Consider the following 19,192-nt stretch of genomic DNA (forward strand, 5'->3'; position numbering starts at 1 on the left):
GGTATGGCGGCGCGGCCATCGCAGCCAAGGCTGGCTCCTACCGGGCTTATCCACAGCTGTGCGCCCTGCTACCATGTCGCCCAAACCCTGTGACGACATCAGCCAATGCCCGACCTATCCCTGCACACTCACCTGTCCGACGCCTTCGCCAAGGTGCAACAGCACTTCGCCCAGACGATAGTGCCGCTCTGGCAGGGGCCGGGATGGAATGCCGAATTGGCCCTGCCCTTCGAGGCCCTGGATGCCGGGCACCAGCCGCTACCGCCACAGCGCTACCGAGCCATGGCCTGCGCCCGACAACTGTTTCTGTTTTCCAGCCGCATGGATGAGCCCGGCGCCGCTGAGCGTGCTGGCGCGTTGTTCCGCTCCCTGCAACGGCACTTTCACGACGCCGAGCACGGTGGCTGGTTCTACAGCATCGACTCCAGCGGCCAGCCGCTGGACCGACGCAAGGATCTCTACACTCACGCTTTCATCATCTTCGCCTGCGCCCATTACTGGGCTCGGGTCCGTGATCCGCTGGTGGAATCGACCCTCAATGCCGCGCTGAAGGTGGTCAGCGAGCAGTTTTCCACAGGCGACGGGCTCTATGAGGCAAGTCTCGCTGAAGACTGGTCCCCGCTCGGCAGCGGCCCTCTGCAAAACCCATTGATGCACCTGGCCGAAGCCTTCCTGGCGACCCTTGAAGTACGTGACGATAAAGCGGTCGAACAGGCATTGGTGGCACTTACCGACGCCATGCAGAAGCACTTTATCGAGCCCACCCACGGGGTGATGCTGGAGAAACCCCGCGGGGCTATGGATAACTGGTTTGAACCGGGCCATCAGTTCGAGTGGTTCTATCTGCTGGCGTCATCGAACCTGCTCAACGGCAGCGCGCTGCATCGCTCACTGGAGCGCGCCTTCGGCTATGCCGAGGCGCAAGGTGTGCGCGAGGGGGCAGTATTGGCGATGCTGGACACTAAAGGTGACGTGCGCGACGCCACCCAGCGTATCTGGGCCAAGGCCGAGTACCTGCGCGCCCTGACCTTGCGCCCCGATAGCGAAGCGGCCGTACTGGCGCAGCTGCAAGCCTTGCAGGCAAACTTCCTGCACGCAGGCGGCTGGTATGAATGCCGTGATGCCAATGGCGCGGTCAGCCGGCATGACATGCCTTCGACCACGCCCTATCACCTGGCGACCTGCTATATCGGGTTGCAGACTGCGTTGGCTGGCTTGTAGGAGCGGCGGGGGCGCCTAGCCTTTAGCCGCGATGAAAGCACCACGGTTTGCCTGATGCACCACGGTGCGTTCATCGCGGCTAAAGGCTAGGCGCCCCCGCCGCTCCTACAGGTTTTTTGCTCAATCAGCCCTTGTGACGCTCAATCGCAAAACCGGCCAGAGTCTGGGTGACAGGCATCAACTCCAGGCTGTTGATGTTGATATGCGCTGGCTGGTTCATGACCCAGAAAATGGTGTCGGCAATTTCCTGCGGCTGGATAGGGTCGACACCGGCGTAAGTGGCGTCATAACGCGCCTTGTCACCCCCGAAGCGCACCAACGAAAACTCGCTTTCGCACATCCCAGGCTCGATGTTGGACACACGCACGCCCGTACCTTGCAAGTCACAGCGCAAGTTCTGGGAGAACTGCCTGACGAAGGCCTTGGTACCACCGTAGACGTGGCTGCCAGGGTAGGAATAGAGACCGGCCGCCGAGCCGACGTTAACGATGCTGGCGCCCTTGCCGTGGGCAATCAGGCGCGACAGCAGCAAGCGGGTGCTGTACATCAGGCCTTTGACGTTGGTGTCGACCATGGTGTCCCAGTCGTCCAGATCACACGTGGGCGCAGGGTCGGTGCCCAGGGCCAGCCCTGCGTTGTTGATCAGACCGCGCAGCGTGTTGAATTCCGGCGGCAAGCCTTCGATGGCCGCTTCCATGGCCTTGCGATCGCGCACATCGAGCACCAGGCCAAGGACCTTGGTCTGCTTGGATAACTCGGCGCACAACGCATTGAGGCGCTCCTCGCGACGGCCCGTCAGCACCAGTGACCAGCCGGCCTCTGCAAAGCGTCGGGCACAGGCTTCGCCAAACCCCGAGGTGGCCCCGGTAATGAATACAGAGGAAGTCATCGTGTTCTCCTAAAAATGGCGGCAGGTGGCAAGTTCTGAAGCATCGCTTGTGGGGTCAAACGATAATGGTGTGCGGGTATGCGTGCATGGCGCTGTCGTGTGTCACTAGGCTGATACCCTCTGCGAGCGCTTGGGCCACCATGATGCGGTCAAACGGATCGCGGTGATGGTTCGGCAGGGAACCTACAGTCAGCGCGTGATCAGACGTAATCGATAACTCAAGGTAGCCCGCATCTAGAAGCACCTTGCGCAGCACAGCAGGCATAACGCCGGTGCGTTCGGCTCCTTTTATGGTCAGCTCCCATATGCTGGCCGCGCTGAAATACAAAGTATTGGCCTTATCGTCGATGAGCTGGGCCGCGGCCTTGGATAGTTTGACGTCGTCGGTTGCTGCCCATATCAGGAGGTGAGTGTCGAGCAATAGCCTCATGCCTTACCCTCAAACAGGTCCGCTATTTCATCATCTAGGGCGTCCGAAGCCTCTGCATTGAATGTCACACCGGTTAGCATCCCGCGCCGCTTAGGGGCAATGATAGGGACTAGCATGGCTACTGGAATGCCTGCTTTAGCGATGATGATTGTTTCCCCGCCAGCAGCAGCATCGACCAGTTGCGAAAAGTGCGTCTTCGCCGCATGGATGTTGTGGGTTTGCATGTGCTTTGCTCCCAATGATTGGTGATGCGCCAAGATTAGTCCTCAGCATGGACTAAGTAAACAGCACTTCCCCGCTATCCTGAGCAAAACGATTTTTCCGCAAGCAACGTCAGTGAAACTGTACAAAAAACATACAGCACGCTGACACCCTTGCCGTTGCTGGCGCGCCCGTGGTTGTGCTCACCTTATCCACAAGCGGCTCCACAAAATCCGTGGGCAACTTGAAAAGCCCACAGGCCTTTATCCACAAGGGCTGTGGAGAATCGGAAGGATGATTTTCCTTGACGTTTGTGTTCGCTGCATGCCGCTGCGAACCACCTGGTGCAACCCGGTAACACCCGACTATGGCCGCAGGCCAGCAATTTCGCCGCCTGCAAGGGTCTTTCCAACGCTTGCCCACAGACTTATCCACAGGCTATCCGAGGCGTTATCAATGCTGCGCCGCAGCGGATAAAAGACTTGACATCAGCTTCTTGACGCCTATTAAAAGCCACTGTACAAAAAACAACCACACCGCTGTAGGCCACGGAAACAAAGGGCTGCAGCCATATGCTCCCAAGTTACCCACAATCGGCTCCACAGCAATCGGGGACAACTTGAGTTCATGACAAAACGATGAATTACAGCGGCTTTGCATGGCTTTTTTCACCCTTGGCAAAAGGGTTGTCCACAAAACGATGGCTGATCAAAAACGCCTGGCTTTTTGTAGGAGCCGGCTTTAGCCGCGATGAACGCACCGCGGTGCCTCAGGCAAACCGCGGTGCGTTCATCGCGGCTAAAGCCGGCTCCTACATCAGGGGTCAGGTCAGTGACCGCCTAGGTAGGCGTTGCGTACCTCGTCGTTGACGAGCAGCTCCTTACCGGTGCCGGTCAGGCGGATTTGCCCGTTGACCATCACGTAGCCGCGGTCTGACAGCTTCAGCGCATGGTTGGCGTTTTGTTCCACCAGAAAGATAGTCATGCCGGTAGACGCCAGTTCTCGCAAGGTATGGAAGATCTGCTTGACCACGATCGGTGCCAAACCCAGGCTCGGTTCATCCAGCAGTAACAGCTTGGGTCGGCTCATCAAGGCCCTGGCGATGGCCAGCATCTGCTGCTCGCCACCCGACATGGTCATGGCCCGCTGGTTACGCCGCTCCTTGAGCCGGGGGAACAGTTCGAACATGCGTTGCATGTCTTCGCTGGCGTATTTGTCGCCAATCGGGATGGTGCCCATCATCAGGTTTTCTTCCACCGACATGTCCGGGAATACCCGCCGACCCTCCGGCGATTGGGCGATGCCGTTGGAGGCGATGTAGTGGGCTGACTTGTGGGTGATGTCGATACCGCGATAGATGATCTGGCCGCTGCTGGCCCGTGGCTGGCCGAAAATCGACATCAGCAACGTCGACTTGCCCGCGCCATTGGAGCCAATCAGGCTGACGGTCTCCCCCTCGTTGATCTGCAGCGAAACCTTCTTCAGGGCCTGGATCGGCCCGTAGAACACGTCGATATCCTTGAACTCGAGGATCGGTTGAGTCATACCAACTCCTCTTCATCAGCACCCAGGTAGGCGGCGATTACTTTGGGATCTTTACGGATCTGCTCCGGCCCGCCTTCGGCGATCACGTTGCCGTGGTCCAGCACCACGATGTGGTCAGAAATGCTCATCACCATGCCCATGTCGTGCTCGATCAATACCACCGTCAGGTCGTGATCATCGCGCAGGTGGCGGATGATCGCGCTCAAGCGTTCGGTTTCCTGTGGGTTGAGGCCAGCGGCCGGTTCGTCCAGGCAGATGATCTTCGGCCGGGTACACATGGCCCGGGCAATTTCCAGGCGCCGCTGCTGGCCGTAGGAAAGCTCCCCGGCCAAGCGATTGGCGCTGTCCACCAGGTCAACCACTTCCAGCCAATAGAAGGCGTGGTCCAGCGCATCGCTTTCTGCCTGGCGGTAGGCCTTGGTATTGAGGACGCCCGAGAGCAAATTGCGGTTGACCCACATGTGTTGGGCCACCAGCAGGTTTTCCACGACGGACATTTCCCTGAACAGCCGGATGTTCTGGAAGGTACGGGCCAGGCCCGAACGGTTAATCAGATGAGTGCCGCCAAACATCTTGTAGTACAGGCGGCTGGCAAAGCGTGGTGGCGACACAAAATCGGTGAGCTGGAAGGGCTCGCCCAACAGCTTGATGACGTTGGTCTTGCTGTCGCGCACATTGAGCTCGATCTGCCCGCCCGTGGCCTTGTAGAAACCGGTCAGGCAGTTGAACACCGTGGTCTTGCCCGCACCGTTGGGGCCGATCAGGGCAAAGATCGAGTTGCGCTTGACCTTCAAGCTGACATCACTGAGCGCCTTGATACCACCAAAGTGCATCATCAAATTATCGACCGAGAGGATGACATCATCGCTCATGGCGCCACTCCTTTACGTGGGGTCACACCGGTGCGACTGATACGGATCAGGCCGCGTGGCCTCCAGATCATCATCAACACCATCAAGAATCCAAACAGCAGCACCCGGTACTCGGAAAAGCTGCGCAGCAGTTCCGGCGCCACAGTGAGCACGAACGCCGCGATCACCACCCCCACGGTCGAGCCCATGCCGCCCAGCACCACAATGGCGAGGATCAGCGCCGACTCGAAGAACGTAAACGAGGACGGGTTGACGAAGCCCTGGTAACTGGCAAAAAACACCCCGGCAAGCCCTGCAGTCGATGCACCGAGGGTGAATGCCGAAAGCTTGACCAGCACGTGGTTCAGGCCCATGGCACGGCAGGCGATTTCATCCTCGCGCAGTGCTTCCCAGGCACGCCCGACCGGCATGCGGGTCAGTCGATGCTTGATGTAAAGCACCGCCAGCACCACCAGGAACAACACGATGTAGATAAACAGAAATTTCAGGTTGGGGTTGTAGTCGATGCCGAAAAACTCATGGAACGGCACCCCGCCATCTTTGGCCCGGCGACCAAACTCCAACCCCATGAAGGTGGGCGACGGCACCGGCATGCCATTGGGACCACCGGTAAACGACATCCAGTTGTTGAGTATCAGGCGAATGATTTCCCCGAAGCCCAGCGTCACGATAGCCAGGTAGTCACCGTGCATTCGTAATACCGGGAAGCCCAATATGCATCCCGCGAGCGCTGCGGCAATGGCTGACAGTGGCAGCACCGTCCAGAAGCCCAGGCCCAGGTAGTGGTAACCCAGCGCCAGGCCATAGGCGCCGATGGCGTAGAACGCCACGTACCCCAGGTCGAGCAACCCGGCCAATCCGACCACAATGTTCAGGCCCAGGCCCAACAGCACATAGATCAGCCCGAGGATCACCACGGTCAGCAAGTACTTGTTGGCGAAGAACGGAAACACGATGGCGATCACGATCAAGGCCGGGATAATCCAGCGCAGCCGCGACTTGTAGTCCGGCGCCAGCACATGCACGCCAGAACCCGAACTTTCGAACCCCTGCAGAATGTTCAGGCCCTTGGGGGTTTGCAGGAACAGGCTGAGAAAGAACCGGCCGACCATCACCGCCCCCACCAGCCAGGCGACGCGCACAGGCTCAAGGTTGAAGCTATAGCCTTGCAGCACGATCCCGACGATCGGGCCGAAGACGATCAGTGAGATCAGCCCGGCGAGCACGGCGTCGATGAGGCTGCTCTTGATATCAATCGCTTTGTTTTGGGTAGAAGACATACTTACACCTTCGCCACGAGTGGGCGACCCAGCAGGCCTTGGGGACGGAAAATCAGGATCAGCACCAGCAGCGAGAAACTGAACACGTCTTTGTAGTCGGAGTTGACCAACCCTGAGAACAGCGACTCCGAAATACCCAGCACAATCCCGCCGAGCATCGCGCCCGGCAAAGAGCCAATGCCGCCCAGTACCGCCGCGGTGAACGCCTTGATGCCGATGATGAACCCGGCATAGAAATCGAAAGTGCCGTAGTTCAAGGTGATCAGCACCCCAGCCAGCGCCGCCATGGCAGCACCGATAACGAACACATAGGAAATGATCCGGTCAGTGTTAATGCCCAGGATCGAAGCCATTTTGCGGTCTTGCTGAGTGGCCCGGCACATGCGGCCCAGCTTGGTGAACTTGATGACGTAGGTCAGCAAACCCATGCCGACGAAGGCAGCCACCAGAATGAAGATCTTGGTGTAGGTCAGCTGCACGAAACCAGTACCAATGTCCACGCGCCAAGCGCCTTCGAGCAGGGTTGGAATCCCTTGTTGTTGGGCGCCCTGGCTGATCTGTGCGTAGTTTTGCAGAATCAGGGAAATACCGATGGCGCTGATCAGCGGTGCCAGTCGGGTGGAGTTGCGCAACGGCTTGTAGGCGACCCGTTCGATGACCCAACCATAGACGCCGGTGACGACGATGGTGAAGACCAGCGTGCCAAGCATCAGCAGCGGGAAGGATTCAATGCCGAAGTAAGCCAGCAGGGCCAGACTGATTGCCGCGAGGTAAGCGGAAATCATGTAAACCTCGCCGTGGGCGAAGTTGATCATGCCGATGATGCCATAGACCATTGTGTAGCCGATGGCGATCAGACCATAGACAGACCCCAGGGTCAGCCCATTGATCAATTGCTGCAGGAAAATACCATCCATAACGCAATCTCACGGTATTGAGATTGCACAAGCGCTGACCACGGCGGACGGCCGGTAGCAGTCCTCGCAGCGCAGGGGTTGTGCAGATCTACGAGAAAAGTCGAGTGCGGCAACAGGACCGCGCCGCGTCAGGCCTGAAGCCCGACGCGGCGCAGTGGGTTATTTCTGTTTTTCCAGCTGGTGGTATTTGCCGGCCTTGTCCCACTGGTAGACCACATAGTCGGAGACTTTCAGGTCGCCCTTGGCGTCCCAGGCTTTTTCGCCCATCACAGTTTTGACCGGGTTGGCTTTCAGCCACTTGGCGGCGTCTTCACCTTTATTGGATTTGGCACCCGCGAACGCTGCCGCCAGGGTCTGTACAGAGGCGTAGGCGTACAGGGTGTAGCCCTCAGGCTCATAGCCGGACTTACGGAATTTCTCAACCACCGCCTTGCTGTCAGGCACCAGGCGAGGGTCGGCGCCGAAGGTCATGTACACCCCATCAACGAATTGAGGGCCGCCGGCGGTGGTGACCAATTCGTCAGTCACAACACCGTCGTCAGACATGAACTTGACGTCCTTGAGGCCCTGCTCGCGCATCTGGCGAACCAGTGGGCCGGCCTCAGGGTGCAGGCCACCGAAATAGACTACATCTGCGCCGGTGGCGCGGATTTTGGTGACCACGGCGCTGAAGTCTTTCTCACCGCGCGTCAGGCCCTCTTCCATCACAGGTGCGACCCCGCGTTTTTTCAACTGCGCGGCGGTAGCATCCGCCAAGCCTTTGCCGTAGGTGTCCTTGTCATTCAATACCGCGACTTTCTTGCCCTTGAGCACGTCCACGATGTAATCGCCAGCCACGATGCCCTGCTGGTCATCACGGCCACACATGCGGAACATGGCATTCAGGCCGCGTTCGGTCACTGCCGGGTTAGTTGAGCCTGGAGTAATGGTGATAATGCCTGCCTCGTCATACACCGCAGAAGCAGGAATGGTCGAAGAGGAGCAGAAGTGCCCGACAACCCCGGCTACCTTATCCTGGTCAGCCAGGCGGTTGGCCACGGCAACAGCCTGTTTCGGCTCACAGGAGTCATCACCTTTCACCAGCACGATTTTCTCGCCATTCACGCCGCCAGCGGCATTGATATCGTCAGCGGCCTGCTGTGCCCCTTTCATGTACTGCTCGCCAAAGGATGCACTCGGGCCCGTCATTGGCCCCGCCACGCCAATCTTGATGTCCGCCTGAACAAACGAAGAAACGCCCATTGCCGTTGCCACGGCCAGCGCCAGAAAGCCTTTCCTGTAAAACGTCTGCGACATGAGGTGGTGCTCCTGATATTTTTTTTAGGGTGGCACTTTCAACTTCAGGTACGAATTAGCACGAAGGTACGAGCAAGCGCCGTGCCATCGTTTTTTTATTCTGAAAAAACTCACTGCCGATGTGTTGTTAGAGCGATTTGCTCCTTTCGTTACGGGTCGTGCAACCGCCTGCAATGCAAATGGTGAAACCCATTGAAATAAAAAGGCGCAACCAGCAGGTGCCATCATTGCAACCTCAACGCCTGTATACGTACCAACCCGCCTGTAACCGCTTGCGTAACGGAAGTGCACACTGACGGTGCGCAATTGCTACAGCTCGCACCACTACAGGCTAGACGATTGCGCCACAACTGCCGGGCCAAACCGCTTGAGCAGGCACAGCGCAGCCGGAAAAAGGCTGGCACAATGAGGCCTTTGCCGGCCCACGCCCGCCAGGGAGCTTATCTATGAGTGAGAGCGCATTCTCCGATCACAGCGTGCAGAATCTGCTCGACACCGATTTCTACAAATTGACGATGATGCAGGCGGTACTGCACAACTACCCCAACGTCGACGTCGAGTGGGAATTTCGCTGCCGCAATGGCGAAGACTTGCGACCGTACCTGGCCGATATCCGCACGCAGATCGAGCGTCTGAGCGAGCTGAGCCTGAGCGCCGACCAGTTGAGTTTCCTGGAGTCCATCAGCTTTTTAAAACCCGACTTCCTGCGCTTTCTGGGGCTGTTCCGCTTCAATCTGCGTTACCTGCAGTTGGGCATTGAAGACGACCAGCTGTTCCTGCGCATTCGGGGCCCGTGGCTGCATGTGATCCTGTTCGAGGTCCCGCTGCTGGCGATCATCAGCGAAGTGCGCAACCGCGGGCGGCATGCCGATGTGAAGCTTGAGCCGGTTCGCGAGCAGCTTTACCGCAAGTTCGACTGGCTGACCGCCCATGCCAGCCAAGATGAGCTCAATGCCTTGCAAGTGGCGGACTTCGGCACTCGCCGACGCTTTTCCTACAAGGTTCAGGAAGCAGTGGTCAGCGTGCTCAAGCAGGACTTCCCTGGCCGCTTCGTGGGCACCAGTAACGTGCACCTGGCCCGCGAGATGAACATCAAGCCGCTGGGCACCATGGCGCACGAATGGGTAATGGCCCACCAGCAACTCGGGCCACGGCTGATCGACAGCCAGATCGCCGCGCTCGACTGCTGGGTACGTGAATACCGTGGCCTGCTGGGCATCGCCCTGACCGACACCGTCACCATGGATGCCTTCCTGGGTGATTTTGACCTGTACTTCGCCAAGCTCTTCGACGGCCTGCGCCATGACTCCGGTGACCCGTTGCTCTGGGCCGAAAAAGCCATCGTCCACTACAAGCGGCTAGGCATCGACCCGATGACCAAGACCTTGGTGTTTTCCGATGGCCTGACCCTGCCCCGCGCCCTGGAAATATTCCGCGCGCTGCACGGCCGGATCAACGTCAGCTTCGGTATCGGCACCAACCTGACCTGTGATATCCCGGGGGTGGCGCCCATGAGCATCGTGCTTAAAATGACCGACTGCAACGGATCCCCAGTTGCCAAGATTTCCGATGAAGCGGCCAAGACCCAGTGTCGCGACCCCAACTTCGTCTCCTACCTGCGCCATGTATTCAAAGTTCCCGATTCTCCCAAGGAGTGAACCATGCAAGCCGTACAGCAAGAGATTGCCAGCGCGCTCAACGTCCAGCCGCCCTTTGCCGACGCTCAAGCCCTGCAAGCTGAAGTCACTCGCCGGGTGGCCTTTATCCAGCAATGCCTGAAGAATGCCGGGCTCAAGACCCTGGTGCTGGGCATCAGCGGGGGGGTCGATTCGTTGACTGCCGCCTTGCTGGCACAACGCGCCGTCAAGGAATTGCGCGCCAGTACGGGTGATCAGGCGTACCGCTTCATTGCCGTGCGCCTGCCGTATCAGGTCCAACATGACGAGCACGACGCCCAGGCCTGCATGGACTTCATCAAGGCGGACGAATGCCACACGGTCAATATCGGCCCGGCCGTCAAGTCACTGGCCAGCGAAGTCAATGCGCTGGACGGGCATCACGAAGCGGCGGTGGATTTTGTCTTGGGTAACACCAAGGCGCGCATGCGCATGGTCGCGCAGTACACCATCGCCGGTGCCTACCAGGGCCTGGTGATCGGCACCGACCATGCGGCAGAAGCGGTGATGGGCTTTTTCACCAAGTTCGGTGACGGCTCCTGCGACCTGGCACCCCTGTCAGGCCTGGTGAAGAACCAGGTACGCGCCATCGCCCGCAGCTTCGGGGCGCCTGAGCAACTCGTGGAAAAAGTGCCGACCGCCGACCTTGAAGACTTGGCGCCAGGCAAGCCGGACGAGGCCTCTCATGGGGTGACGTATGCAGAGATTGATGCGTTCCTGCACGGCGAACCGGTGCGTGAGGAAGCCTTCGAGATTATTGCCAGGACGTATCGCAAGACCCAGCACAAACGTGAAATGCCGTTTGCCCCGTAGGAACCGGCGGTTCGCCTGAGATTCCGCGGTGCGGCCATCGCAGCATAGGTATCTACACAATTCTGGGGCAGCGCGGCTCTTGTAGCCGCTGCCGAGGTACGAGGCTGCGATCGGCGGCGAAGCCGTCGTAAATTCAGGCCCTTCGGTGTGCCTGATGGATTACGGTCTCAGGTTTTACGGCCGCTTCGCTGCCGATCGCAGCCTCGTACCTCGTCAGCGGCTACATTCGTAGCAGTAGACGAGTTCAGCGAGGCCAGGTCCGGGGACGTAGTCCTCGCAAAGCCTGTACTCGCGGTGTATCTGAATACTGAAGTGCCAGGTTTTACGACTGCTGCGCAGCCGGACGTGGCCTCGTTCTACTCGTCCACTGCTACGAAATGCAGTACACCAAAAGATGTGTAGATACCTATGGCCATCGCAGCCAAGCCGGAGTGCCGGACCACTGGCTCCTACCTCACACGCATGGCGGTAGGAGCAGGGTTTACCCGCGATGGCATCACCGCCGTATCCAGATAGACCGCGGTGAGGCCATCGCAGCCAAGGCTAGCTCCTACTTCAGGGTAACCGTGCCTTTCATCATGGCGATGTGGCCTGGGAACGAGCAGAAGAAACCGTACTTCTCGCCGGCCGCCAGCTTGGAGACATCAAAGGTGACCGAATCGGTTTCCTTGCCGCCAATGACCTTGGTGTGCGCGATCACGCGTGCATCACCTTCTTTCAGGTAGTTCTTGTCGATGCCAGCGCTCAGGCCGTCGGTGGCGATCGGCTGCATGTCAGCTTCTTTGCTGAGCACCCAGTTGTGGCCCATGACGTTTTTCGGCAAGGAGCCTGAGTGGGTCAATTCGACGGTGAAGGTCTTGCAGCTCTTGTCGATTTCGATGGCCTTGGTGTTGAAGGACATCTGGTCCGTGGAATCAACGGTGGTCTTGCATTCAGCAGCCAGCAACTGACCACTGGCAACGGCCAGCACGGAAAACGCTAAAACTTTGGCAAGCATGGTACATCTCCAAGCAGGGTTTTATTGGAATTGAGACTGCCCGAACCCTGTTCAGGTTCTAGTGACCTGCATCAACGGCGCTCGAACAGCGGATTTGCCTCTTTGGCCCCCATCAAGTTAACCAAGCGGTCAATAATGCCCTGAGACCCCATGATCAGACAACACCCCCGTCTTCAGTCGGCATCACCGTGACCCGCACCTCTGGGTCATGGCTGCCGCCACCCAGGATAACCCCGCGCAACGGCGATACATCCGTGAAATCCCGCCCCCAGGCCAGGGTAATGTGTTCCAGCGCCGGCAGCACATTGTTGGTCGGGTCGAAATCCACCCAACCCACCACCGGGCAATACACCGACACCCAGGCGTGGGAAGCATCAGCGCCAATCATCCGCGGCTGACCTGGGGGGGGCTGGGTCAAAAGATAACCACTGACATACCGCGCGGCCAATCCCCGCGAGCGCAGGCAGGCGAGCATCAAGTGGGCGAAGTCCTGGCACACGCCACGCCGCCGCTCCAGGACTTCGAGCAACGGCGTTGCGACCTGGGTCGCTTCAGCATCGAAAGTGAACTCTTCAAAGATTTTTTCCATCAGTGCCCGAACCCCTTCGAGCAATGGGCGCCCCGGTGCAAAGCAACTGTCGGCAAACTTTACGAAGCTTCTTTTCAGGTGCACATACGGCGACTCGAACCGATAACGACAGGCCTGCAAGTGCTCAGGCGACATCGGCAAGCCACTGAACATCAAGGCATCGCGGGTCGCTTCCCAGGCCGCCGACGCCTCAACGTCCACCGGCTTGCGCTCCAGCACCTCGACCCACAGCCGCGCACTCACGCGCAACTCATCATGGGGGCGCTCGAAGGCCAAGCGCGTGAGCGGGTTGCCGAACACGTCCAGCTCATCCAGGCGGCTGGACGGCTGAGGGCTGATCTGCAGTTGCCGCTCGGTGCATCGCTGCCAGCCACACTCACGCGGCCACAAATGCGCCAACTGCTGGGCCAGCGACACCGGGCTGTCGTAGCGATAATGGGTGTCGTGAATAATCTGGTAGTGGGCACTCATGATTCAGACCGATACGGTTTGCTGACTGACATCGTCGACGTGGGCGAAATGGCGCAGGGCCAAACGATCAGAAACCTGATGGCTGGCGTCAGAAATGGTTTGCAGCAGGTCCGCCAGGCCATCAAGCACTGCGCGGACACTGGAGGTTGCGAACAGCGGATTCTCCAGGCTACCCAGATCAAAGCGTCCCAGCCGCTCGGCGAGCATGGCCATGCCGGGTTCAGGCGGGGAGCCGAATGCCTTGTTCAGGCGCCTTAGCGAACGGGTCACTTGCTTGAGCTGGAACAGCACCGCATGGGGGTTCTGCTCATCCAGCAAGAGCAGGTCGAGCACCGGAATCAACTGCGGCACCGCCAAGTAACGGGATCGGTAGGTGATGCTGCTGTTGCCCAGTTCCAGCAACCACTCAAGCCCAGCCTGATCAAATACCGCCACCCCGCGCAGGAAGCCCGACAGGCTGGCGCTGAGAAATTGCAGGCGCTCGATCCGCCGGCCCGTCATCAAAAAGCGCCAGCCTTCGTCGCGGGTCATGTCGTCCAGGGCAAAACCGGACAGCGCCGCCAGCGACATCACCAGCCGATCGAGAAAATCCAGCAGTTCGCCAAAATCCGGCTCACTGGCTTCCAGTGCATTGGCCTCGCGCTGCAACTCGACCAGCGCCTGCCAGTTTTCCCGCGAGAGCTTGCCGCGCACCTGCGAGGCCGCCCATTGCACTCGCTGCAAGTTGGCGCGCAGGCTAAATGCCCAGTCTTCGCCCAACAGCGCTGTCATCAGCCGCTGTTCGAGGGTGCCTTCCTCCGGCAGCAGCGACAGGCCCTCCCCCAACTCGATCGCTGCCTGCAGCGCCAGTGGGTCGTCGCCATCGACATAACGGGTGAGGATGATCCGCAACAGGCGCGCCAGGCCATCACAGCGCTCGCAATAGCGACCGAACCAGAACAGGTTCTCGACCACCCGCGATGGCAAATAGGGGTCCTGACGAATCAGGTCCTGCACGCCAAGGGCACGCTGGACACGCCACTGATCACCCAGCGGCGCCCCCTCGCCCACAATCCAGGTGTCCTTGCTGGCTCCGCCGTACTGCATCGAGACCACCTCGGCATCGGCCTGAGCCGCCACACGTGTGAGCCCACCCGGCAGCACCCGATAGCCATTGGCGCTGGCCACCGCGTATACCCGCATGCCAATGGCGCGTGGCTCCAGGTGGCCTTTTTCCGATTGCCAGACCGGCGCCTGGGACAACTGCGCCAGCGCCTGGGCCACGTATGCATAGGGCCGCGCCTGAATACGCTCGGCCAGGGCCTGGCGCTGTTTTTCATTCAGGTCACGGCCGAAAACCGGCATGAAATTCTGGGAAGGAAACGCCGCTTTGATCACTAACTCCGGTAGTTTCTCCAGCGCCTGGGCCAACACCGGGGCCTCACCGCACCACCCAGTGGCAATCGAGGGCAGCAGTAGTTCTTCGCCATGAAGCTTTTGATTGATCGTTGGCAAAAAGCCCAGCAGGCCAGGTGATTCGAGCACGCCACTGCCCAAGGCATTGGCTACCAATACCCGGCCCTGGCGCACAGCCTGCAGCAGGCCGGGGACACCCAGCGACGAGTCGGTGCGCAGCTCCAACGGGTCGCAGTAATTGTCGTCCAGCCGGCGCATGATCGCGTGGACCCGGCGCAAGCCTGTCAGGGTCTTGAGGAAAACCGTGGCGTCTCGCACGGTCAGGTCGCCGCCCTCTACCAGCGGATACCCTAATTGACGCGCCAGATACAAATGCTCGAAATAGCTCTCGTTGAAGCGTCCCGGCGTCAGCAGCACCACCAGCGGCGGCTCGTCATCGGCGGGCGCCAGGCGCACCAGGGTTTCTTGTAAGGTGCGGTAAAACCCGCCCAAGTGTTGCACGCGCAGGTCGCGATACAGGTCCGGCAAGGCGCGGGAAACGATGGTGCGGTTTTCCAGTGCATAACCGGCACCGGACGGCGCCTGGGTACGATCTGCAGTCACCCACCAGCGACCGTCCGGCGCACGGGCCAGGTCCACCGCATACACGTGCAAGTAAGTGTTATCGGGAGGGGTGATGCCTTGGCAGGGCCAGAGGAAGTGATTGTGCCCATACACAAGCTCAGCCGGCAGCAGGCCATCGGCGATCAGTTGCTGGGGACCGTAGATATCGGCCAGAACGGTATTGAGCAATTGCGCGCGCTGGGCCACGCCTTTGGCTATCTGCCGCCACTCTTGAGCGGGAATCAGGTGCGGCAGCAAGTCCAGCTCCCAGGGACGGTCAGCGCCCTTGGGGTCGGCGTAAACGTTGTAGGTCACGCCGTTTTCCTGGATCTGGCGAGCCAGCAGTGCCTGGCGCTGGGCGATCACGGTCGGGCCGCTGCGCTGCAACTGATCGAACAGCCGCCGCCAATGCGGCCGCACAGCGCCGCTGGCGTCGAGCATTTCATGATAGGTGCCCGCACTCAGCGGGTAGCGATCCAGCAAGTCAGCCATGACAATGCTCAGTGGCGGCAACGGCGATCAGAGTACCGCACTCCGATGACGGTCGGAATGCAGCCCTCCTCATCCTTTAGTGCCAACGAAGGTCCAGGGTCATCGGCATTTCGTCGTTGATCTGCACAGGCATCGCCAGCATTTGCCCCGGTGTGTGCCCCAAACGGAAAAAGCGCGCCAGGCGACGGCTTTCGGCCTCGTTGGCGTTCACGGGGAAGGTGTCGTAATTGCGCCCCCCTGGGTGGGCCACATGGTACTGGCAGCCGCCGAGCGAGCGCTGCATCCAGGTGTCGAGCACATCGAACACCAACGGCGCATGCACCGGTATGGTCGGCTGCAGGCAATTGGCCGGCTGCCAGGCGCGATAACGCACACCGGCCACGTATTCACCGACCTTGCCGGTTGGCTGCAAGGGCACAGGCACACCGTTGCAGGTCAGTTGATAGCGCTGCGGCGAGAGCCCGCGCACCTTGACCTGCAGGCGCTCAAGCGATGAGTCGACATAACGCACGGCCCCGCCCGCGCTGCCCTCCTCGCCCAGCACATGCCAGGGTTCCAGCGCCTGGCGCAGCTCAAGCTCGATTCCCGCGACGGCATAATCGCCCACCTTGGGGAAACGAAACTCCAGGTGCGGCGAGAACCACTCGGCCTTGAGCGAGTAACCGGCCGCGTTGAGCTCGACAATCACGTCGGCAAAGTCCTGCTCGATAAAGTGCGACAGCATGAAGCGATCATGCAGCTCGGTGCCCCAACGGGCCAGCTTGGCCGGCGCATAGGGTTCGCGCCAGAAGCGTGCGACCAGCGCTCGCAACAACAACTGCTGGACCAGGCTCATGCGAGCATGGGGGGGCATTTCAAAGGCACGCAGCTCCAGCAGGCCAAGCCGGCCGGAGGCGCTGTCGGGCGAATAGAGCTTGTCGATGCAAAACTCGGCGCGGTGAGTGTTGCCAGTGACATCGATCAGCAGGTTGCGCAGCAAGCGGTCCACCAACCACGGCGGGCAGTCCTGGCCAGCGGCTGGGAACTGCGAGAAGGCCAACTCCAACTCGTACAACGAGTCGTTGCGCGCCTCATCGACCCGTGGGGCCTGGGAAGTCGGGCCGATGAACAGGCCAGAAAACAGGTACGACAAGGATGGGTGGTTATGCCAGTAGCTGAGCAGGCTGCGCAGCACGTCTGGCCTGCGCAAAAACGGCGAGTCCGCAGGCGTCGCCCCGCCCAGGACAAAATGGTTGCCGCCACCGGTGCCGGTATGACGCCCATCGACCATGAATTTCTCGGTGCTCAGGCGCGTCAGCCGGGCCTGCTCGTACAGATACTCCGTGCGCCCCACCAACTCGTCCCACGTCGAGGAGGGCTGGACGTTGACCTCGATCACACCCGGGTCCGGCGTCACCTTGAAGTTGGCCAGGCGCGGGTCCGAAGGCGGCTCGTAACCTTCCAGCAGTACTGGGCAGTTGAGTTCTTGCGCGGTGGCCTCAACCGTCGCGACCAGCTCCAGGTAATCTTCCAGTCGTTCCAGGGGTGGCATGAACAGGTACAACCGACCTTCTCTCGCTTCGGCGCAGAGCGCGGTGCGCGTCAGCCAGTCCGCCGACTGATCGAGCTTGGGCACGCGCTCCTCTTCTTGATCGGCGCCGCCGCTGGCGCCCAGCAGTTGTGCCTGCGCGGGTAATGGCGAGAAAGCCTGGTTAGGGTCCTGCGGGTGCACGAAGGGATATTCCGCTGCCGTCACCCATGGCTGTGAGGACAGGGGCAAGCGATAACCCAAGGGTGAGTCGCCCGGCATCAACCGGCAATGACGATCACGCAGGTACCAGCGGCCACTCTGCCAGCCATCGCCCGCGGCGGTGCGCGCCAGCGGCAAGACCTGGCCGATGACTTTATCCAGGCCCTGGCTGAATACCTTGCGCAGCCGTTGGCGTTCCAGCTCATCCTCCAGGCGCGAATCGTCGGCCGTGACGTTGATGGGCAGATTGCCCTCACGCCAGAGGTAGTAGAAGTTGTCTTCGAAGGCTGGGAAGACATAGCGAGTCGGCAGCTTCAGACGCTCGGCGACGCTGGCCAGAAAGCGTCCGGCCAGTGTGGCATCAGCCTTGTAGTTCTGGCTTTCGTCGGCGACCAGGGCATCGTTCTGCCACACCGGTTGACCATCGCGACGCCAGAAGCAGTTCAGCGACCAGCGCGGCAATTGCTCGCCGGGGTACCACTTGCCTTGGCCAAAGTGCACCAGGCCCTTGGGCGCATAGCGCTTGCGCAGGCGCTCGAACAACTCGGCAGACAGCCTGCGCTTGTCGTCCCCCAGCGCGGCCGTGTTCCATTCGGCGCCATCGGGGTCGTCGATCGAGACGAAGGTTGGCTCACCGCCCATGGTCAGGCGAACATCATGCTTGAGCAGATCGCCGTCGATCTGCTGGCCCACCGCCACGATCTGGGCCCACTGGTCCTCGCTGTAAGGCTTGGTGACCCGGGGAGCTTCCCACAGCCGTTCGACCGACATCTCGTGGGCAAAATCACACTCGCAGGGCTCGACCAGCCCAGTGATCGGCGCAGCCGAAGTCGGGTCGGGGCTACAGGCCAGCGGGATATGCCCTTCCCCAGCAAACAGGCCAGAGGTGGCATCCAGGCCAATCCAGCCCGCCCCCGGCAGATAGACCTCACACCAGGCATGCAGGTCAGTGAAATCCACCTCGGTGCCCGACGGGCCATCGAGGGCTTTCACATCCGCGGTCAATTGGATCAGGTAGCCAGACACAAAGCGCGCGGCCAGCCCCAGGTGACGCAGCAGTTGCACCAGCAACCAGGCTGAGTCCCGACAAGAACCGGAGCCGTTTTCCAGGGTTTCTTCAGGCGTTTGTACACCCGGCTCCAAGCGAATCAGGTAGCGAATGTCTTCGCTCAGGCGCTGGTTGAGGGCTACCAGAAAATCGACACTGGCCGCAGGCTTGCGGTCGATGGCGGCGAGGTATTCAGCAAACTTCGGTGTTAGCGGTAACTGCTCCAGATACGGTGCCAGCTCGTGCTTCTCGTCACGACCGTATTTGAACGGGATTTTTTCAGCGTAAGGCTCAAGGAAGAAATCAAACGGATTGAACACCGCCATCTCAGCGACCAAGTCGACTTCGATGCGCAGTTCTTCGGTTTTTTCAGGGAACACCAGGCGGGCGAGATAGTTGCCCTGGGGGTCTTGCTGCCAATTGATGAAATGCTGCTCAGGCAACACTTTCAAGGAATAGGACAACACTCGCGTGCGGCTATGCGCGGCGGGCCGCAAGCGAACAATCTGCGCGCCGAGCTCCACGGCGCGGTCATAGCGGTAATGGGTGACGTGATGCAATGCGACATGAATCGACACGGCGTGCCTCCTGCGAACCCCGAATGATAGCCAAGCTGCGCAAGACTTGTGCCATGCGGCGCGGCTTGGCAATTCCTTGCCAACGGGTCACGGGGCAGCACCATGAATGCACGCAGCCGTGACCTGCGGTGCAAGAGTTGCACAGAATTG

The 19,192-nt window shown here is 60.1% G+C and carries 15 protein-coding genes; 3 read left to right on the forward strand and 12 right to left on the reverse strand.

Translation table 11 applies throughout. The annotated features are described in order from the left end of the window. The first annotated feature begins 105 nt into the window (after positions 1-105). Positions 106-1,221, forward strand: a complete 1,116-nt coding sequence (locus AC3IX4_RS26250) for an AGE family epimerase/isomerase (protein WP_489258212.1) — start codon at positions 106-108, stop codon at positions 1,219-1,221. Positions 1,222-1,345: 124 nt separating this feature from the next. On the opposite strand, the gene AC3IX4_RS26255 is transcribed toward AC3IX4_RS26250, so the two are convergent. The 8 genes from AC3IX4_RS26255 to AC3IX4_RS26290 all read right to left on the reverse strand — a co-directional run bounded on the left by AC3IX4_RS26255 (position 1,346) and on the right by AC3IX4_RS26290 (position 8,651). Then, complete coding sequence (locus AC3IX4_RS26255; protein ID WP_489258213.1) at positions 1,346-2,110, reverse strand: SDR family oxidoreductase; 765 nt, start codon at positions 2,108-2,110, stop codon at positions 1,346-1,348. A 55-nt stretch (positions 2,111-2,165) separates the two neighbouring features. Next, on the reverse strand, positions 2,166-2,540 hold the full coding sequence (locus AC3IX4_RS26260; protein WP_489258214.1) for a type II toxin-antitoxin system VapC family toxin: 375 nt from the start codon (positions 2,538-2,540) through the stop codon (positions 2,166-2,168). Then, positions 2,537-2,764, reverse strand: a complete 228-nt coding sequence (locus AC3IX4_RS26265; RefSeq protein WP_489258215.1) for a type II toxin-antitoxin system Phd/YefM family antitoxin — start codon at positions 2,762-2,764, stop codon at positions 2,537-2,539. Before AC3IX4_RS26265 ends, AC3IX4_RS26260 begins: the two co-directional genes overlap by 4 nt. Before the next feature lie 805 nt (positions 2,765-3,569). After that, on the reverse strand, positions 3,570-4,286 hold the full coding sequence (locus tag AC3IX4_RS26270; protein WP_489258216.1) for an ABC transporter ATP-binding protein: 717 nt from the start codon (positions 4,284-4,286) through the stop codon (positions 3,570-3,572). After that, positions 4,283-5,158, reverse strand: coding sequence for an ABC transporter ATP-binding protein (locus AC3IX4_RS26275; RefSeq protein WP_489258217.1), 876 nt, complete (start codon positions 5,156-5,158; stop codon positions 4,283-4,285). The genes AC3IX4_RS26270 and AC3IX4_RS26275 overlap by 4 nt, the downstream gene beginning before the upstream one ends. Next, a complete protein-coding gene (gene livM / locus AC3IX4_RS26280; RefSeq protein WP_489258218.1) occupies positions 5,155-6,438 on the reverse strand; it encodes a high-affinity branched-chain amino acid ABC transporter permease LivM in 1,284 nt (427 codons plus the stop codon). Before livM ends, AC3IX4_RS26275 begins: the two co-directional genes overlap by 4 nt. A 2-nt stretch (positions 6,439-6,440) precedes the next feature. Beyond that, positions 6,441-7,355 (reverse strand): ABC transporter permease subunit, encoded by a 915-nt coding sequence (locus tag AC3IX4_RS26285; protein ID WP_489258219.1) that lies wholly within the window; start codon positions 7,353-7,355, stop codon positions 6,441-6,443. A gap of 159 nt (positions 7,356-7,514) precedes the next feature. Beyond that, positions 7,515-8,651 (reverse strand): branched-chain amino acid ABC transporter substrate-binding protein, encoded by a 1,137-nt coding sequence (locus AC3IX4_RS26290; protein ID WP_489258220.1) that lies wholly within the window; start codon positions 8,649-8,651, stop codon positions 7,515-7,517. 446 nt (positions 8,652-9,097) lie between these two features. On the opposite strand from AC3IX4_RS26290, the gene pncB reads away from it, so the two are divergent. After that, a complete protein-coding gene (gene pncB, locus AC3IX4_RS26295; protein WP_489258221.1) occupies positions 9,098-10,309 on the forward strand; it encodes a nicotinate phosphoribosyltransferase in 1,212 nt (403 codons plus the stop codon). A 3-nt stretch (positions 10,310-10,312) separates the two neighbouring features. Beyond that, complete coding sequence (nadE, locus tag AC3IX4_RS26300; RefSeq protein ID WP_489258222.1) at positions 10,313-11,140, forward strand: NAD(+) synthase; 828 nt, start codon at positions 10,313-10,315, stop codon at positions 11,138-11,140. Positions 11,141-11,690: 550 nt separating this feature from the next. Here the strand turns inward: nadE and azu are convergent. The 4 genes from azu to AC3IX4_RS26320 all read right to left on the reverse strand — a co-directional run bounded on the left by azu (position 11,691) and on the right by AC3IX4_RS26320 (position 19,042). Beyond that, positions 11,691-12,137: an azurin gene (azu, locus tag AC3IX4_RS26305; protein ID WP_489258223.1), complete on the reverse strand. Its 447-nt coding sequence runs from the start codon at positions 12,135-12,137 to the stop codon at positions 11,691-11,693. 154 nt (positions 12,138-12,291) lie between these two features. Further along, positions 12,292-13,197, reverse strand: coding sequence for a transglutaminase family protein (locus AC3IX4_RS26310; RefSeq protein WP_489258224.1), 906 nt, complete (start codon positions 13,195-13,197; stop codon positions 12,292-12,294). 3 nt (positions 13,198-13,200) lie between these two features. Then, entirely contained in the window at positions 13,201-15,687 is a 2,487-nt protein-coding gene (locus AC3IX4_RS26315; RefSeq protein WP_489258225.1) for a circularly permuted type 2 ATP-grasp protein, read from the reverse strand. A 76-nt stretch (positions 15,688-15,763) separates the two neighbouring features. After that, a complete protein-coding gene (locus tag AC3IX4_RS26320; protein WP_489258226.1) occupies positions 15,764-19,042 on the reverse strand; it encodes a transglutaminase family protein in 3,279 nt (1,092 codons plus the stop codon). Positions 19,043-19,192: the final 150 nt, after the last annotated feature.

The organism is Pseudomonas sp. KH_021, from assembly GCF_057838865.1.

Coding starts and splice junctions, on each gene's coding strand:
- azu (WP_489258223.1), bottom strand. CDS start 12,137: ATGCTTGCCAAAGTTTTAGCGTTTTCCGTGCTGGCCGTTGCCAGTGGT.
- nadE (WP_489258222.1), top strand. CDS start 10,313: ATGCAAGCCGTACAGCAAGAGATTGCCAGCGCGCTCAACGTCCAGCCG.
- AC3IX4_RS26260 (WP_489258214.1), bottom strand. CDS start 2,540: ATGAGGCTATTGCTCGACACTCACCTCCTGATATGGGCAGCAACCGAC.
- AC3IX4_RS26315 (WP_489258225.1), bottom strand. CDS start 15,687: ATGGCTGACTTGCTGGATCGCTACCCGCTGAGTGCGGGCACCTATCAT.
- AC3IX4_RS26265 (WP_489258215.1), bottom strand. CDS start 2,764: ATGCAAACCCACAACATCCATGCGGCGAAGACGCACTTTTCGCAACTG.
- AC3IX4_RS26270 (WP_489258216.1), bottom strand. CDS start 4,286: ATGACTCAACCGATCCTCGAGTTCAAGGATATCGACGTGTTCTACGGG.
- AC3IX4_RS26275 (WP_489258217.1), bottom strand. CDS start 5,158: ATGAGCGATGATGTCATCCTCTCGGTCGATAATTTGATGATGCACTTT.
- AC3IX4_RS26250 (WP_489258212.1), top strand. CDS start 106: ATGCCCGACCTATCCCTGCACACTCACCTGTCCGACGCCTTCGCCAAG.
- pncB (WP_489258221.1), top strand. CDS start 9,098: ATGAGTGAGAGCGCATTCTCCGATCACAGCGTGCAGAATCTGCTCGAC.
- AC3IX4_RS26285 (WP_489258219.1), bottom strand. CDS start 7,355: ATGGATGGTATTTTCCTGCAGCAATTGATCAATGGGCTGACCCTGGGG.
- AC3IX4_RS26310 (WP_489258224.1), bottom strand. CDS start 13,197: ATGAGTGCCCACTACCAGATTATTCACGACACCCATTATCGCTACGAC.
- AC3IX4_RS26290 (WP_489258220.1), bottom strand. CDS start 8,651: ATGTCGCAGACGTTTTACAGGAAAGGCTTTCTGGCGCTGGCCGTGGCA.
- AC3IX4_RS26255 (WP_489258213.1), bottom strand. CDS start 2,110: ATGACTTCCTCTGTATTCATTACCGGGGCCACCTCGGGGTTTGGCGAA.
- livM (WP_489258218.1), bottom strand. CDS start 6,438: ATGTCTTCTACCCAAAACAAAGCGATTGATATCAAGAGCAGCCTCATC.